Genomic DNA, 16889 nt, shown 5'->3' on the forward strand with positions numbered 1-16889 from the left:
TACTTAACGTTTCATAACGGCTCAGAGAATTGCCTAGTCTATGTCACTTATTTTAAAACATCAATAGAAAACAATTAACGATGCCTGTATACAACCCTAGCTTTCGTTAGGTCATAGGCTGACATTTCAACAGTGACTCGATCTCCAACAAGCAAACGAATATTGCTCATACGCATTTTACCGCATAAATGAGCTGTGACCGGCATGCCATTCTCTAGTAATATTTTGAAATGCATCCCGGGAAGGAGCTCTTGCACTCTACCCTCAAGCACGATAGTGTCTTCTTTTTTTGCCATGTATTAATTATCCTTAAACAAAATCCTCTCGGCCAAAGGCATCTCAATTAAAGACTGGCCAGACGGGCAGATTTGGTCTTTTTAAAGAATAGAGCTTATCCCTTTCCGCTCTATCCATAAATGCAGCAGCATTATATTCGGTATGTAGAAAAAGTCAAATCCCTTTCATAGATAGCCTAAATATCATAAAAAAATTATTGATTGCTTTAGGAATAAGTGGGAAATTTTACTACAATATTTACAATTAAAATCAATTTACTTTACAATGTGTTAGTTTAGTTATTTTTAATAAAATATAATGATATCTTCTGTTACTTTTAGCACTCCTCATCCTAGTGGTTTGGAGAGCATGACAGCCATGCAAGATCACGACGGATCCGATAGTGAATCTGTGGACACGAGTATAGAGAGCTCACAACCACCTAATAGCGAACTTAAGGGAATAACTATATCTTCTCGCCCCCCCCTCTCTTTGATGCGTATTCTACCCTACCGACCAGCTCCAAGAACATGCATGGACCATGCCCGCTCTGTAGGGGAAAAAATTAGTACGTTTTTAAGAGATAATTGGAAGTATATTTTATTGTATATCCTTGCTTGGGCATTAATATTGGCCTGTCATCATACTATGGCAGTAACATTAACAATTTGGCTGGGTATAGGATTAGGTGTTGGTGTTCTTTTTGGCATTTTTACCGCCAATGTTTTGGATAGGAAAAATAAATATAAAAATACAAACAGCCTGTGGAATCTGATGAATTATGGGTTACAGCAGCTTGATCCCAATGGAACCCGCCAAATTCTTTTAGCAACAATCATTGCTTCTATTTCTTCTCTAATTTACGCTATTCCTGAAGCTGTTGGATTTACGATTGGTGCATGCATAGGCAACCAAATCAGTATTCTAATTTCCTACGGTCTCCGCTTGGGCGATGACGACAATTATGTCGCCGATCGGCAAGCTTTTGATAAAAAGGTAGCGCACATTCAGAAAGCGATTAATCAGTACCAATTAATTAAAAATCAAATGATCATTCAGAAGCAAATTTCTGAAATTGTCGCTCAACAAAATAATCCTCAAATGACCAATACGTTGCATACCTTGCAACTACAAATGAATATGCCCTTACCATACGTATTTGATGCACCTAAAACACAATTTAGCGATCACCTACATTTTAGTGATCCTGATTATGTTATCGCCTCTGCGAATCAAAGAATTTTAGCTCTATCACAAACTCTAACCCATCTAAGACAAGAGCCTAATCGTGTTGTTGAGGAGTAATTTTGAATCCCTCCGTATGTCCCCTACAGCATGCTGGATGCTTGAAAAAACAGCACCGCATTTTACAAACTCTGTTTCCCGAAAAATTTCATAAAGACATGTTGTATAACACTCTTTTAGATTTCGGATCACAATCTAAAAACTTTGATAAAAGTAAAATTTCAAGAGAGAACCTTGTGTTGGGTTGTCAGAGTGATTTATATCTTTATGAAGTATATCAAGAGGGACGTTTATTCTTTTTTACGCATACGGAAGCTTTGATTTCTTCTGGGATAGCAGTATTATTTGCTGAAGTGTATTCTGGGGAAACCCCGGTTACCATACTAACCTGTAAGCCAGTATTTTTTGATCAACTCAGTCAATACCTATCTTTTGGAAGAGTGAATGGAGGTGAGTCTCTGTACATGCGGATGAAACAAATTTCTGTGCAGTATCTCAAATCTTCAGATTAGAGATGGATATCACTTGCTTGTCAGAAGCTTATATGTTAATATCTGTTCTCTTAATCACGGGGCAGTAGCTCAGCGGTTAGAGCCACGGACTCATAACCCGTTGGTCACAGGTTCGAATCCTGTCTGCCCCAAGCTCTCTTTCCTATTAACAATCGTCTTTGTTCAAACCTTTCTGAAATCTCATCATTGAGCAACAGAGCAGTAGCTTAATCATAGTATTTAACTTATCAAGACACTGGAGCTCAACTTCTAAAATGTAAAGAAACTTATTTTAAAACCAATGAATAGCTTGGTATTTTCTAGAAGCTCTCAAAACAAACCTAATGTATTACTTTAAGCCTATGTGGGACTGAGTAATCATCCTCTCATGCACAGTTGTTACAATAGGGACTATAGTAAATGACTCTTAGCAAAAGCACACCTCCTAGTTAAACTATTTGCAGGCATCTAACCGATCCACTTCTAGAATCTCAGAGCCAACATCTAACCTCTGAAGTGCAAGGGGAAGAAACGTTAAAAAATTTTAATTAAAAATAGCGCGTCTGAAAAAATTGCACCGCAGATTTGCCTTTAACTACGAGAAGAATTTTTAAGGCCTCTCCGAAAATAAATGGCACAGCGCCTAATCGGAAACCTTTTACAATATCTATGGATTCAGTGATAGACATCGTATAAAAATAGTAGGCAAGCCAGAGAGATCCCATTACTAGTATTATAAGGGCTGCGATAGTAAGGATAGAGGCCAAGACGTATCCGCCGGGAGATTTAAATCGACGATAGAATGAGGAGATAAATAGAACAGCTATAGGAAAAGCATAAAGATATCCTGCTGTTGGTCCGAAAAACGCAGTTAAGCCATATCCCGAACCATAAAATACTGGCAAAAACATGCCTTCAATAAGATAAGAGAGAACGCTACCAACAGCTATCCATGGAGAGCATGCAACACCAATACAAAAAATCCCTAATGTCTGAAAAGTTACTAGAACAGGAGTAAAGGGTAGGGGTAGGGCAATCTTCGCTAGCAAGGCGAGGAAAAACGATCCCTCCAATATTTTTACTATTGGACTATTCAAAATCCTTAAAAAATGAAACTTTGTAGCTAAGCTATAACCCATATTCTTCTCCTAACTCTATATAGATATGGTTGCGTAGTTATTTTGAAGTTTCCCTCCTCTCTTGTCAATTTTTGAATTCGAAAACACATCGTTAATAAGAAAATAAAAAAATTAACTAATTACAAATTATAAATTAAATATAAAAACTATGATATTTAATTATAATTTATATTAAAATGCTTTCGAACGCTTTTAAAATTAACCATAAAAATATTTTTATATAACTAAGAGACGTTCGTAGGTGTCCTATTGATTTTTCTTTGGGAGTAGTCTATATGTTATCTTTACGTTCAGCCTGTAATACACCAGAATTGCAGACAGCGGTTCCGCAGCAAAATCAGGCTCGAGATAATTCCCATCCTGGTCCGAAAAAAGTTATTAAATTATCTCGACGCATCCAGAACTTTTTAGACAAGCATACTCCTCCAACAAGCACATGCTATTTAGCTAATCCTAAAAGCTCCTCACTTTCTCAAGAAACTGGAGAGAAATCGTGTAACAAAGAAGTAACGGCGACACTTTGCCAACAAAACTACCGTTCTCAGGTACCATTTATTAGAAGTAGTGCTGATAATTTTTATATTGATGTATCGGAATACACTCAAGTCCATGGCACCGTTTGTGCAGCTCTTTCTTTATTAAAATCGGATATGCGTTCCACTTTAAAACGTCGCCTCCCAATAATACCAGGAGCAACAAAACAAAAAATGCAACGATTCTGCCCTACTTCAATAGATAGGTTAGATAGACAAGCTGATACGATCGCCAGAAGAACAGGAGAAATGTTAGTTATAGCAGAGCATATTCGAAGACAAAATATTTTTGAACATAGATGTGGAGCAGTTTTAGACCTTTGGCATGTAGCTCCGACAGATACAAACCCTAAGGATGCTCAAAACATTTGGATACAAACCCAAAACGGCCGTAAATCTCCATTTTGCTATGCGAAATGTTTAAATTACGCTAGAACAATTCGTTGTTATAGAACAAGCGACCCACTTAGAGGAAGCTTTTTACTCGACGAAAATCAAGCTAGCATTCTTGCTGCAAGTGTAACATATACCCTGGGAGCTATGTTCAAACATATCCGTTTCAGAAATTGGCTACTTGAAAAAGAGACTTTGGGTAATGGTGAGGAAATCTACACAGCTCCTAGTATATTAGTTCAAATAATTATCCTACTGTCCTTGGTCGCAAGAAATACTCAACCCTATGCTAGAAGGGTAAAACCAGAAACTCTCTTTGAACAAAGAGAAATCAACATCATTACTCTTGCATCGAATATCTTCCGAGAACAAGTCTTAGGGAAAATAATATTAAACAAAGACGAAGAAGGAGTTTCGGAAACCAAACCCATGGAATTCCCTAGAGCAAACAAAGATAGCAATCCATGGAGTCAACCACGTTTATCTACTATTCAAGAAGACAAATTCGATGATTTTCCAAGAGAAGAAGAGGAAGACATAACACCACATACAGCTGAAACGCTGCTCCTAATATCTTCGGCTGTTCTCAATCCATCCCCCTTACCAGACGCTCCGCCATTAACTCCCTCTCCAGGCTGCTCCCCACAATACTTATCACCTCCCCCCCATTATGGTGAAAATAACCACACATTTGACATAAACCCATCCCCCCTACCAGACGCTCCGCCATTAACTCCCTCAACTCCTCACCTAGTAAATATTCACCGATGGGATCCATAATATTTATCGCCTTACCTTTACACTGAAAATAATCTCACTCCCGTTCCTAGACTACTCAATTCGATCTCGAATGATCTATTCCCTCACTAAAAAATTCGATCTTATTATAGCGCCAAGAAAAACTGCAGATTGTCTATTAGAAAAATAGGGGACAGATTTACCTAATGATCTTTTTCTCTAACTGCATATTCTGTTGATAGTGAAGAGTAAGAAAAACCAGATTCTTCTGAAAATCAAGCTGTTCACCTTTCTAGGGAAGGTGAAGAAAATCATGACTCCTCAGGCAAAGGTAGCTAGAAAACAGAAGCGCCTGTCTGAAGAAACTGAGTTGCTAATTTAAAACCAGATGTTTTAATCACAGACAAGTCGACGGGGACTTTCATAGACATTCCCCCAAACTTCACTTGAACGATAATTTTTATCTAATGAACCATAGACTAAGTAGTTCAAAGAAAAATGGTTGTAAATAACAACTCCACGCAAAAGTAAAAAGATACTAATAATGTAGAGACTAAAACCTATGACACCTGTGGTTATGGAACTAAGTACCATACCTATTACACTACAAATTACACCAAAAATAACAAACACGATAGAAAGTATTACGCATACTCTCTCAGCCAAAGGGAACTCTTCCCATAGATTGATCGGTTCCTGATTTTGCAAACAGAAACCTGTAGGAATTACTGTCGCCATAACCATCATCTTCTTTAGATTTTGCGAAACACAGTTTATCTTAACTTTAAAAAAAAGACTATGCAGCTTTTGTTTTTTACCGGCGTCGATTTCTTCTTACCAAATCCACCATAACAATGATATTAGCGATCAACACAATCAAGCATATAAATAAGTTTATTGTCTGTGATACTGCTAAAACGTCTCCGCTCTGCCATACTAAAGAAGCATTGTGTAAATAATTAGAATAAAATCCTGTATCATTTGCGTCTGTTGTAGAATTTCTGCCTAATGTGCTAGGGACCTGCATAACTATACTATTAAGAATTCCAACAGTAGTAGATAAAAATATTCCATGAGCTACCCCAATGATCATCTGCATAGCACCAATTCTGTTCCCATCTACAGAGCGCACAACGACGTTAGATTCTTGAGGTGAACCTGTCAATCTTTGTAAAATAGTACTTTGGATACGTCCTCGCAATCCTCAGCAAAAATTTCTTAATATCTCCATAAAGATAACACTACCACTTAATGTAGATGCTACAACAAATATAGCTTGCAAAATCGGATTTGGATTGCCGAATCTTCTTAAACAATTGACATTATCCAAAACAGTTACTAGAAAAACCAGCGGTACTAATCCATGAGCCATAAGACGTAATGACCTATACGAATCGCGAACAGAACGACGATTGGTAAACAACAAAAGAAAGTAGCGCAAGAGATTCATACTATAGCCGATAATGATCACGTAAGAAACATAAACATCAGGAGAGTCTGTCACAGAAACAACGATATACTCTTGCGTTAAACCACTAACTCTAAATATACTGAATATACTCGATAAAACAATATCAGTCCGGGATCGTGGAGCGAAATTAAACTCTGCCTCAGAAGATGTTTCTCCCAATTGCAATAACTCGATTAATCTCTCAAAAGCCCCGTGACCATGACCAATTTCTACCAAAGAAACCTGATTAGAAGCATGTTGAAACATGCTTTCTGAGGTCGATTCATGGGAAGAAGGGTATTGTGTTAGACGTAACGCCCAAAGATAGCTAGGACAACGGATACCTGGCAAAAACAATCCTTCAGCCCCTGAAGAGTAATTAAGAGTTGTAACGTTAGAACGCGTAAATCCTTCCCAGTCAAACAGAGTAGTAAAATCTCCTGGCAACCTAAAATGGTTTGTGTTACTTCCTGTAACATATATCGTAGGGGCAATCCCAATTACCCTAATCCGGTCACCATACTGTGTGTGACGCAATACCTCCTCAACTATAGCACCGCCATCACCGTAAAATATAATTATATGATTTCTATTCTCGTTTGCAGAATTAGAGAAGAAGTGTTCCAAGGATTCGATCACTGCCTGACATATGGAACTAGAACCTGTAACAACAGGTCTTCGTAATAATCGAGAACTCCACCCTCCCCATCCAGAATTGTAAAACATACGTACAGGCTCACCTCGGACCTCACTAAGGTACAAGGACTCTTGTTGAGCCTCTAGTAAAGTTTGGGCACTCCCATTAATGTAGGTAACACCAACCTCATGAGCTCTTGGTATCTCTGCATCCGGATCAAAAATACTCACAGCTTCAAAAACGTCTGCATGTCCTGTTACAAAAGCTCCAAGTCCTCCATGAATAAAACAATTTACTCGTTCAGAAGTCTGTTGAGACAATGATGCCTCAACATTAACAGAAGGTGAGTGATAATCTCCTAAACTGATATTTTCTAAACTCGAACTGCTCTCAAGATTGACAGTCACAACCATAAAAACATTCGACTACAATATAGTGGTATTAGGTATTCATAAACTTACATCCAGAGAAAAAGATAGTCATATTCTCCAGATTTCGTCTGTGCCGAGACTCGCACTTTATTCTGTAAATCAAACCTAGAAATGTTGCCATGTCAATATCTTAGTCTTCCATACACATAGCACCGCATTCTTAAGAGATAATTAACACAAAGGAACTTATAAGCATGATATTATAGTAATTCGCATCTGTGAAAACAATTAGCCCAGGGTTTTGATCTATTCCAACTATTTTATCTAGAGCTTTTTAAAAAATGTCTCTATTCACAAAATAAAAAAATATCTGAACAAAAATCCAAAAACTCTTATGAATTTGGCAAACTGTGGTATGTGTTATCTTTTATGCGTTACCATCTCCCTCGCGTATCTTTCGCGTTTCCATGCAAGTTCTCTATCTGTTTTCTCTTTCTGCCACGAAAGGAGATCTTTTTTAAATTCTAGTTCTTTTTCTCGCATTTCGAGATCTTTGTAAGCATATTCTATATCTTTAGAATGTCGATAGGCGTGCCAAACATGAGCTATCTCATCAAGCTTTTGTAGTAAAGCATCAAACGAAAGGTTCTCACTATTCAAATCATCAGTAGGTACACGTAAGGAGGAAAAAATATCGCTACATGCTTGTAGAATTCTCTTACCTGAGGGCAACTCTTTTATTAGTTTTATGGCCTGTTTACTATTTTCTAATTCTATATTCTCGTTTTTACATATAAGAACGAGATCGTGGTATAACTCTTGGCTCTCTTCTACCAATACTTGAAATAAAGGATCGAGCTGACTTGCTAGAGTTTCTCTATCTTCATCAGTCATAGAATCAAAACAACTATCTATACTAGAGTTCTGATGTTCAACAGATTCTTCCGCAATAGTCTCTACACCTTCAGCTGTTGTATTACTGTAGGATAATGTAGGGAAAAATGCGAAGACTAAACTATAAATAAACAATCTTTTAATCATACCTACTCTTATTCTTCTTTAATCTGAACTAATTCACTCAAACTCACGCGCAGCATAGGAAATAAAAAACGAAACAGCCAACCCGAAATTTATTATAAATAAGACTACAGAAGTTAACACGAATATGAATGAATCAATCTACCTTATAGGTAAAACGCTTAAGAACACCTTCTTTTCACATTTCTAAATTAATATATTTTCTCTGCTTTTACTATTTTGTTCTATGGGACTACACATACATAAAATATGTAGAATACAAGAAACCGATATATATACTACCGTGATAAACATTAGCATAGCGTGATAAACGAAAGTAAACGTCCGCGTTAGTCCTATTCTAAATAACAACTTATTCCATCGATCTAACTTGAGCATTTCTAAAATGAAATTCAAAAAATCTGATTTGCAAGTTACCAAACTATGCTCTATTTTCAGTGGGCATATCCGTTGCGCAGATTGAATAGGGAGTAGAGGAACTTTAGTGTATCGATGCATCTGTAATCAATTTAGAAAGCACCAGCAAGCAGGAAAAATGCAACACAAGCCATTTAAAATCAACAAGAAAGAACCATTATTTTCTGCTATATAAATCACTGAAAATATGTGCTTTTTCACTAGCTATACGTGAGCACTTGGGTATTCCCATTGTGACATTTTTTTTATAATTCGTGGCACAGATTCAGCGCATTGTAAGTCCTTAATAGATAAAGGCAAGCGCAAAGTGTTATGTGCTATAACTTGCTCGTAAGCAAGTAGCGCTTTAATAGCAATAGGGTTAGTCGTCTGATTAAGCCAAGAAGAAACTTCTCGCCACAAGCCCGCACGATACTTGTTACGAGGATCCTCAACACACTCACGTGCCTCTTTTGGCCAGATATTAGATAGAACTGAAATTAACCCCTGTGCCCCGCACTCATACATTTGTGGCCACAAGCCATCGTCACCACAATAAAGAACTACGTTAGAACTAATCTGCGCGTATTCTAGACAATTTTTAATAGACCCTCCGGAGTCTTTCAAACCATAGAAAAAAGGGTGAGTAGCAAGAGCTCGTACTGTGTCTAAATATAACGTTGTTCCTGATCTAGAAGGAATGTTATATAGAATTGCAGGCTTGTTTGTTTTGTTTAACAGAGATTCAAACCAAAGGGTCTGACCATGTATACCAGGCTTAGTATAAATAGGGGTAGTGATTAAAAAACCGTAAATAGGATACGACTGACATGTATGGATCCACTCTGAAGCTTCGTGTAGTGATGTCCCTGGTACACCAACAATTATGGGAACCTTCAAGTTTAAAGAACATGCATAGGAAACTAAGGATTCTTTTTCCTTTGCTGTCATGGATAGGCTTTCTCCTGTACTACCAAGAAGAACAACGCCATTGCCTTCTCTCTCTTGAAAACGCAAGAGATTTTCAAAGCTTAAAAAATCTATAGAATTATTAGGTAAGAAAGGCGTGACAGAAGCCGTGAGTAATTTCATAGTAATCAGCGGTTATACTACAGAAAACTTCTGCTTAACATAATCATTATGGAGTTGTTCTACAACATTTCCTGCAAGATTTTCAGGAACAACTAAGCTTAATGCCATACAGCTTTGGCAACAGCAAAAGATTGGGGAAGGATAATGCCGTAATTTTTCCGTCACAGTCGTTACAACCTTTGTTGAAGCTAATCCGGAACCGATCATCGTGATTAACGCCAGATCATAGAGCATATGCACTGTGCCAATGCTCGATAATTTATCATACAGCTCTCGAATAACATCGTCAGAAACGTCATCATCATCAGTTGTAAAGGATACCGTGCTGTCTTGAGAAGTTATTAATCCAGGAAGAACATGATGGATTTCTAGTATAGGTAAAATCTTATCCAAGCCCACAGTACTTGAACCGCTGCAGTCTATCGACCATAAACGCTGATGCTGACGTAAAGACAATGCTTTTACACGTGGCTCATGACTCATAATTTTATCCATAGCATAGATCCACGTGCCCCCTTTAGACAAATCAAAAGTTGAGGTTACAAAAATAGGGATACCAGCGCGCACACAAGGAGAAAGCATAGGTGGATAAAGAATCTTGGCACCAAATGTGGCAAGATTCTGCATTTCTTCAAAACTCAACTCGGGAATAAGTTGAGCATCTTCAATAATTCTAGGATCCATGGTATAAATACCGTTAACATCCGTATAAATACGCACTTCCTTAGCGTGACTCATTTCAGCAATTAAAGCTCCAGAATAATCACTACCCCCTCTACCTAATAGTGTTGTTTCCCCAGAAGCATTTGCTCCTATGAATCCCTGGGTAATGTAACAAACATCACTCCGAAAATCGAGAGCATGCCAATTCTCACGCATACGCAAAATGTCAGGAGTTGCTCGACTATACTCACCGTCTGTTAATATAACGGTTCTAGCTTCCAAAAACTCTAAAGAGAAATCATTACTACAGCAAAAAGCATGAAATAGAGAGGCTGATATATCCTCTCCTATAGCAAGAATTTCTGCGCGATCACGCGGTGATATTTTTTCCTTATCCATACAACTTTGTAACTTCTCTATCCAGGGAGATATAGAGAATGTGAGTTGTAGATCATGAATAATTTCATTATGTTTGTTTGCTATGTCCAAAATGATGTGTTCCCGATATTCACTAGAAACGGAACAAAACATATCCAAAAGATCCGTAATACCGGCTACAGCACTGACAACAATAAACCACGGCGTATTCTTATGAACAATATCATAAACTTTTCTGATACTTTCCGCAGTTCCTAAACTCGTCCCACCAAATTTATAGACTACTGGGGGCATGCATATTCTCCAGCATTCTGAAAACAGTAGTTCTGCATATTCATCAATAAAGCTCCCGCAGCACCTCGAACAAGATTATGTATCAATACATTCATCTTTATTGTTCGGGAATCTCCTCCATAAGTAACGGGACCTATATGCACACGCATATCATCATCTGTGAGATCTTTTCTTGCCTGTGGATGCCAAGGAGAATCGTAAAGTTTATACGTTTCGGGAAATTCTGCATTCTTACGGTGATAAATATGAAGAATGTCTTCTATAGCTACAGTATTATGAAAAGTCACGTGTAAGGTCAATGTATGCCCATAAATTACAGGAACACGGTGCACAGTAACCGTTATAGGGAAATCCGCAGGTTCTTCACTACTTCCTAAAATCTTTAACGTTTCTCTCAGGATCTTTTCCTCTTCCTTTACTATGTGAGGAATTGTATTTCCTAAAATATCCATAGAAGAAATCCCAGGATACCCAGCTCCACTCACTGACTGCAAAGTAACAATATGTACATGACCTATACTCAACTCCGTTAAAGGAGCTAAGGCCAAGGCAATACCTGACACACAGCAATTAGAGTTTGTTATGATTCTTCCTGGAAAAGGTTGCTTATTCACAAGTTGAAAATGCTCCGGATTTACCTCAGGGATAACTATAGGAACAGCAGGGTGCATCCTATAAGCTGATGCATTAGAAAAGATCAACTTCCCCTTAGACAAGCAGTAGGACTCTAATGATTCTGCTACAATCTCTGGCAAAAAAGACACGACAACATCTGACTCGACTTCTTCAATCCTACGAACAGGTACGTATCTCATGCTGGCTGGCATAGGGCCTAACGACTCTTGCCACACACATACAGAACCATAAGTTTGACTACATTTTGTCTCGGAGGCAACAACTTCACAAATATGCCAAGGAAACCATTTATGCAAGAGAGCTACAAACTTTTGTCCAACAAGTCCAGTAGCTCCCAAAACAGCCACACGCATGTGTTGCCTCCTGAAATCATACTATATCATCCTTGATTACGAATAAAAAAAGCAGGCCAATAAACCGCCATGAAATTTAGGTTGGTGATAATCCAAAACACGTGCTTCTTATTCAAAAATCAAAGAATCTTAGAGGCCGCATTGTAATAACCGTTTTGTTTTTTAAGCAAGAACTGTTCGTTCACATAGAAACCTTTAGCCCTACTTCAGGTCCATAACATCCAGGGGATGGAGACTCATCGATTAACCAATCTAAAATTCTTAAAGCCCCCTCTGCAAACACTGCCCTAGAAAAGACCTTATGGTGTATAATGATTTGTTCTTTATCACTAATAAAGGCGACTTCATGTTCGCCAGCAATATTCCCTACACGCGATGCATGCAGTTCAATATTTTTTACACTATGACAACGAGACCCGATACTATATTCCTGTTGCCAGGCCTCTTGCTTAGTATTGCGAAGAATAGAGGCTAGTTCTTTAGCCGTTCCAGAAACTGGATCCCTTTTTCCTCGATGATGCACTTCAGAAATTCGGATATCGTACCTATCATCAAATACCCGAGCAAGTAGACCTGCCAAACGTTTTTGCACATATGCTCCTAGACTTGTGTTAGGGCAGACAACAACAGGAACATAAGCAGCTAAACGTTGTAATTTCTCATCTACAGAGCAAGAGGGCTCAGGCTTTGTCGTAGCAAAAATCAGGGGTTTAGGGTTAGAAAGCAAGGCAACGAGGAGTTCATCTGAAAAAGATGAGGAAGAAAAATCTACAAGAACGTCATTACTTTCTATAACGGAGTCTAAAGAATAAGAGCTCTGTCTAGAGAACCCTGGGCCTAAAATAAAACGGTTTGATGATCTCAACAAAGAACTCAATAACGTTCCCATTCTTCCCGAACATCCGATAATACCAACACGCATACAACCTTCTAAAAATGCAGACAAAACACTACTTTTTATATCCCTAAAAGGGATTAGCTTTCTCTCGACAAAAATCCTAAATGACCCTAGAATTTAAATCTCTTTGATTCTTTCAACACGAATTGTTCTTTATAATCCGTAATAGTCTATACAAGTAGAAAGCTTTTTTAAGTAGATCCTAAACTATAAACTTCTATTTATTCATGACTCGTCACATCGCTGCAATACTTTCCAACTCTGAAAGTTATTCAGATGCACTGTTAAATTCTCGACTTGCTTTATGGAAGGCTTATTGTCCCCAAGTTTTTTTTGAGTATTTAGATGCTCTAAATCTAACTGCAGGATCAGTGATAGATATTGATCACATTAACCATACTATCCTGTCACAAACAGGTCTTACATTATCCTCAACAAAAGATTATCTCCCGCCACACGATTATTTATTTGAGTTAAGTCAGCAACGGTTTCCTATAGCTAAACACATACGCAAAATGGAGGATGAAAGTTTTTCGCCTCTTCCTGATCTCATTCACGATTTATTTTGCCATGTCCCATGGTTACTGCATCAAGAATTCGTAAAATTTTTTTCTTCTATGGGGAAGCTCTTTATAAAAGCTGTAGAACGAGCAAAAGAAATCTATTCTATAGAAGACCAGCCTCGAATACTTAACAGCAATGTTCTAGCAATCTCGCGGTGTTTCTGGTTTACAGTAGAAAACGGTCTTATTGAAAAACAGGGAAAGAGAAAAGCATACGGAGCTGCTATATTAAGCTCCACAGATCAGTTATCCTATACCTTTAACAACAACGTATTCATTTCTCCGTTTAAAACCGAACACATTATACAACGCCCCTGCAATCCAAAATCCCTACAAACCACTTTCTTCATCATTCGTGATTTTAGCGAATTAAATGACGTTGCAGAAAAAATGCACCTATTTCTAGAGCAAGGACGACTTGATTTTATTGTCTTTGGTCCACACGATGTATACTATCAAGATATTATCTATTTTTTAAATGAACATGTCTTTTCATAAAAATAGGGTGCTTTTTAACCTATCACTCACATTTTCATTGATTTTGATCCTATCAAATCTCGTGGCAGCTTCTAGGCTTGTTATTACCTCCTACTTCACGATCCCTGGAGGGCTGATACTCTATCCCGCAACCTTTGTAATCTCTAATATTGTTAATGAGGTCTTTGGCCCTGAGAAAACCCGGCGTATGGTTTTGTCTGCATTTGCTGGAAACATATTCGCATTGGTATTCCTTCATATTGTCTCTTTTCTTCCGGCATCTTCTCCAGATGTAGAGTATGCATGGCACACCCTTTTTGACATTAGCCCGATAGTATTTATAGCGTCCTTTGTCTCTTTTTCAGTCTCTCAGCAGCTAGAGATTGTCTCCTTTCACTTCCTCAAACAACACTTTCCTAACACTCCTGCTTGGCTACGTAACAATACCTCCACACTGCTCTCTCAAATGATAGACACGTTTATTGTGGATTTTGGCGTCATTTACCTAGGAATGCGCCTCCCTTTTACAAAAACCCTACAAATCATGATGTGCTCTTATTTTTATAAAGCTTTCTTTAACATTCTCACCACACCCATCTTTTATATCGGGGTAAGAAAATCTTATGCGTCTGCAAAGATAATGTAAAATAATAAGAAGTTAGTAAGTCATTAATAAAAAATTAAAATGATTTTTTTCTTTAAAAAAACTATAATCGTTGCAAAAAAATAAAATAACAGTTTTATGGCTAACTTTCTTCTTTCTCCGCCAACTACTTACCAAAGATCTATTTATACATCGTATAATCCCTATAATACTTATTCTTCCGGAGAAAGAACGGTTGGTTTTATGCGTAAAAAAACACCTATTACCGGACCAGGCTCCTTTGATAACGCTTCATTTTTAAGTAAATTAGCTAGAGTCATACTAGCTTCTGTATTTATTATTATTACTCTAGGGTTGATTCTATGTTTTATGTCTACACAGAATCTCTTGGACTTTGATATCCGCTGTTCTTGTGTAGATGGCGCAGAATATTATTACCCACCCTACCTGTATGACGCGTCTGTATTTAGTTCAAAACCGGAAATTTCATTTGGCAGCTGGGATCATCTAGAAATCTCAACTCATCTTATCAGGCTGTCTGAGAAGCATACTAATCTATTCGTGTCCTCTCTTTATACACCGTCAACTTGTTTTTCTATAGAACGCGTGGTGTTAGAAGACCTACACATGTTTGACTTCTCTACTCAAAGCATTTTAGACCACCCTGACAGCACTCAATGTCATCACCAAGACAATTACCAAGACTATCCTCATTTAGTGGAAAGGGGTTGTCAAAATTTCCGAATCTACGCTTACCCATTATGGCACCACCCCTGTGCGAATAATGCGGAGGAACTGAACTCCTTGATGTTATCAACAGCACAAAGGGGTTTTGCGGGGGTATCTCATTGGACACTGGTAATCGTCAACTTAGACAGAAGGGAGGTTGTTTTCTTTGATAGTCTAGCGAATTTTATAGATAATCGGATAATTGACCCAGCACTAAACTCGATAGCTACTAGATTAGGAAATGTTCATCCCGATGCCAATGGAGCGTGTTCTCCGTTTGTTGTCAAAAAAGTTATAAAAACCCCCATACAACAAGACAGTTCGTCTTGCGGAATTTGGCTTTCTCTATTCCTTGATAAATACTTAGACGACCCCGACTACGTGCCCCCCGTAATGGGATACACACAAGCTCAGTATTTCTTACAGGAATTCTTAGAAACTATTCACCAACGCCCAATAACTCAAGCTTCCGATTACACTCTTAACTTGCTAGGAATTACATGCGATCAAGCAGAAAACTCATCCAGTACGCTATAATCATCCTCACTTTGTTTTCCTCCACTTTTGCGTTAGCAACAACAAAGGAAAACCATCCGTGTGTCGTACTTACAGGAGCTTCAGGACAACTAGGTTCAGCAGTCACCTTGTATCTTCACGAACGAGATTACTATCTACTACTTATAGGCAGACAACACGATAAACTTCGGACACTACACGAACAAAACCCCAATTCTTCAACTCTAGCTATAGACTATTCTTTCCCCGGATATCTTGCAGATTATAAAAAAACTCTTAAAGAGCTCAATCGCCCTATTCAAGGGCTGATCATTTTAACACCTCGCCCTATTTGGGGAAGCGTTTTACAATCCCCGGAATCTTGGGAATCCACATTACAAACAACTTTTATAGCACAGACAGCTCTAATTCAAGCGACTCTCCCCTATATGAGTTCTCAAAGTTCTATTGTGATCATAGGAGGAACGACATCTATACAACGCCTACCCGCTTACGGTCTATCCTGTGTTATTCGTCGTATGTGGACAACGTATGCTAAAGCTCTTGCTTATGAATTGGGCCCTAAAGGAATTCGTGTAAACGTTGTCTCTCCAGGAGTTGTACTCACTCCTTTTCATAAAAATAGAATTCAAGAAAAAGCTAGAGTAAACCAATCTAGCTATATGGAAGAATATAATAAGGAGACTGAAGAAATACCTTTACGTCGTCATTGCGAATCTGAAGAGCTAGCAAAAACCATAGAGTTTCTCCTAACACCATCCTCCTCTTTTATTTCAGGGGTCAATCTACTTTTGGATGGGGGTTTTACCTCCTCTCTGAACTAACTAAAGTTTTCCGACTTTAAACTGATTCAATCCATCTAAATCAAATAGAGTGATAGGAAGGTATCCCAAACCGTATCACTCAACTTTCTGTTTAAAAAATTCATCCCATTTTTCAACAAAAGATAAGCGTATCTTATTAATTCGTGTAGACTTTC

Annotated in this window: 14 protein-coding genes, 1 tRNA gene and 2 pseudogenes; 8 read left to right on the forward strand and 9 right to left on the reverse strand. The window is 38.0% G+C overall.

Annotated features, from left to right (window positions below):
* Window positions 1-74: 74 nt before the first annotated feature.
* Window positions 75-296, reverse strand: coding sequence for a translation initiation factor IF-1 (gene infA / locus E1N70_RS00375; protein ID WP_006343365.1), 222 nt, complete (start codon window positions 294-296; stop codon window positions 75-77).
* 298 nt (window positions 297-594) lie between these two features.
* Between infA and E1N70_RS00380 the strand changes: the two genes are divergently transcribed.
* The 3 genes from E1N70_RS00380 to E1N70_RS00390 all read left to right on the forward strand — a co-directional run bounded on the left by E1N70_RS00380 (window position 595) and on the right by E1N70_RS00390 (window position 2164).
* Window positions 595-1581: a hypothetical protein gene (locus E1N70_RS00380; protein ID WP_131743634.1), complete on the forward strand. Its 987-nt coding sequence runs from the start codon at window positions 595-597 to the stop codon at window positions 1579-1581.
* Window positions 1582-1583: 2 nt separating this feature from the next.
* Window positions 1584-2033 carry a SufE family protein gene (locus E1N70_RS00385; protein WP_131743635.1) on the forward strand — a complete coding sequence of 150 codons (450 nt, stop codon included), beginning with the start codon at window positions 1584-1586 and terminating at the stop codon, window positions 2031-2033.
* 58 nt (window positions 2034-2091) lie between these two features.
* Window positions 2092-2164, forward strand: a tRNA-Ile gene (locus tag E1N70_RS00390).
* Window positions 2165-2560: 396 nt separating this feature from the next.
* Here the strand turns inward: E1N70_RS00390 and E1N70_RS00395 are convergent.
* Window positions 2561-3151 (reverse strand): biotin transporter BioY, encoded by a 591-nt coding sequence (locus tag E1N70_RS00395; RefSeq protein ID WP_131743636.1) that lies wholly within the window; start codon window positions 3149-3151, stop codon window positions 2561-2563.
* 275 nt (window positions 3152-3426) lie between these two features.
* On the opposite strand from E1N70_RS00395, the pseudogene E1N70_RS00400 reads away from it, so the two are divergent.
* Window positions 3427-4815 (forward strand): annotated as a pseudogene (locus tag E1N70_RS00400) (hypothetical protein); the annotation flags it as partial.
* A 393-nt stretch (window positions 4816-5208) separates the two neighbouring features.
* Here the strand turns inward: E1N70_RS00400 and E1N70_RS00405 are convergent.
* The 7 genes and pseudogenes from E1N70_RS00405 to E1N70_RS00440 form a co-directional block, all read right to left on the reverse strand.
* Window positions 5209-5553, reverse strand: a complete 345-nt coding sequence (locus tag E1N70_RS00405; protein WP_208638282.1) for a hypothetical protein — start codon at window positions 5551-5553, stop codon at window positions 5209-5211.
* Window positions 5554-5629: 76 nt separating this feature from the next.
* Window positions 5630-7315 (reverse strand): annotated as a pseudogene (locus E1N70_RS00410) (DUF687 domain-containing protein).
* A gap of 378 nt (window positions 7316-7693) precedes the next feature.
* Window positions 7694-8314, reverse strand: coding sequence for a hypothetical protein (locus E1N70_RS00415; RefSeq protein WP_208638283.1), 621 nt, complete (start codon window positions 8312-8314; stop codon window positions 7694-7696).
* A 618-nt stretch (window positions 8315-8932) separates the two neighbouring features.
* Window positions 8933-9799 carry a 4-hydroxy-tetrahydrodipicolinate synthase gene (dapA, locus tag E1N70_RS00425; RefSeq protein ID WP_006343373.1) on the reverse strand — a complete coding sequence of 289 codons (867 nt, stop codon included), beginning with the start codon at window positions 9797-9799 and terminating at the stop codon, window positions 8933-8935.
* A 12-nt stretch (window positions 9800-9811) separates the two neighbouring features.
* Window positions 9812-11134 (reverse strand): aspartate kinase, encoded by a 1323-nt coding sequence (locus E1N70_RS00430; protein ID WP_006343374.1) that lies wholly within the window; start codon window positions 11132-11134, stop codon window positions 9812-9814.
* On the reverse strand, window positions 11122-12123 hold the full coding sequence (gene asd, locus E1N70_RS00435; protein ID WP_006343375.1) for an aspartate-semialdehyde dehydrogenase: 1002 nt from the start codon (window positions 12121-12123) through the stop codon (window positions 11122-11124). The genes E1N70_RS00430 and asd overlap by 13 nt, the downstream gene beginning before the upstream one ends.
* 181 nt (window positions 12124-12304) lie before the next feature.
* On the reverse strand, window positions 12305-13045 hold the full coding sequence (locus E1N70_RS00440) for a 4-hydroxy-tetrahydrodipicolinate reductase (protein ID WP_006343376.1): 741 nt from the start codon (window positions 13043-13045) through the stop codon (window positions 12305-12307).
* Between the two features lie 203 nt (window positions 13046-13248).
* Here E1N70_RS00440 and E1N70_RS00445 point away from each other — a divergent pair, with 203 nt between their 5' ends.
* The 4 genes from E1N70_RS00445 (at window position 13249) to E1N70_RS00460 (ending at window position 16734) form a co-directional block, all read left to right on the forward strand.
* Window positions 13249-14082: a phenylalanine 4-monooxygenase gene (locus E1N70_RS00445; protein ID WP_006343377.1), complete on the forward strand. Its 834-nt coding sequence runs from the start codon at window positions 13249-13251 to the stop codon at window positions 14080-14082.
* The gene (locus tag E1N70_RS00450) at window positions 14069-14707 is read left to right on the forward strand and encodes a queuosine precursor transporter (protein WP_006343378.1); all 639 of its coding nucleotides are present in this window, start codon (window positions 14069-14071) and stop codon (window positions 14705-14707) included. Before E1N70_RS00445 ends, E1N70_RS00450 begins: the two co-directional genes overlap by 14 nt.
* A 96-nt stretch (window positions 14708-14803) precedes the next feature.
* Entirely contained in the window at window positions 14804-15931 is a 1128-nt protein-coding gene (locus E1N70_RS00455) for a Ulp1 family isopeptidase (RefSeq protein ID WP_131743639.1), read from the forward strand.
* A complete protein-coding gene (locus E1N70_RS00460) occupies window positions 15895-16734 on the forward strand; it encodes an SDR family oxidoreductase (protein ID WP_006343380.1) in 840 nt (279 codons plus the stop codon). The genes E1N70_RS00455 and E1N70_RS00460 overlap by 37 nt, the downstream gene beginning before the upstream one ends.
* Window positions 16735-16889: the final 155 nt, after the last annotated feature.

The sequence above is a fragment of the Chlamydia buteonis genome (assembly GCF_900634605.1).
Taxonomy (GTDB): domain Bacteria; phylum Chlamydiota; class Chlamydiia; order Chlamydiales; family Chlamydiaceae; genus Chlamydia; species Chlamydia buteonis.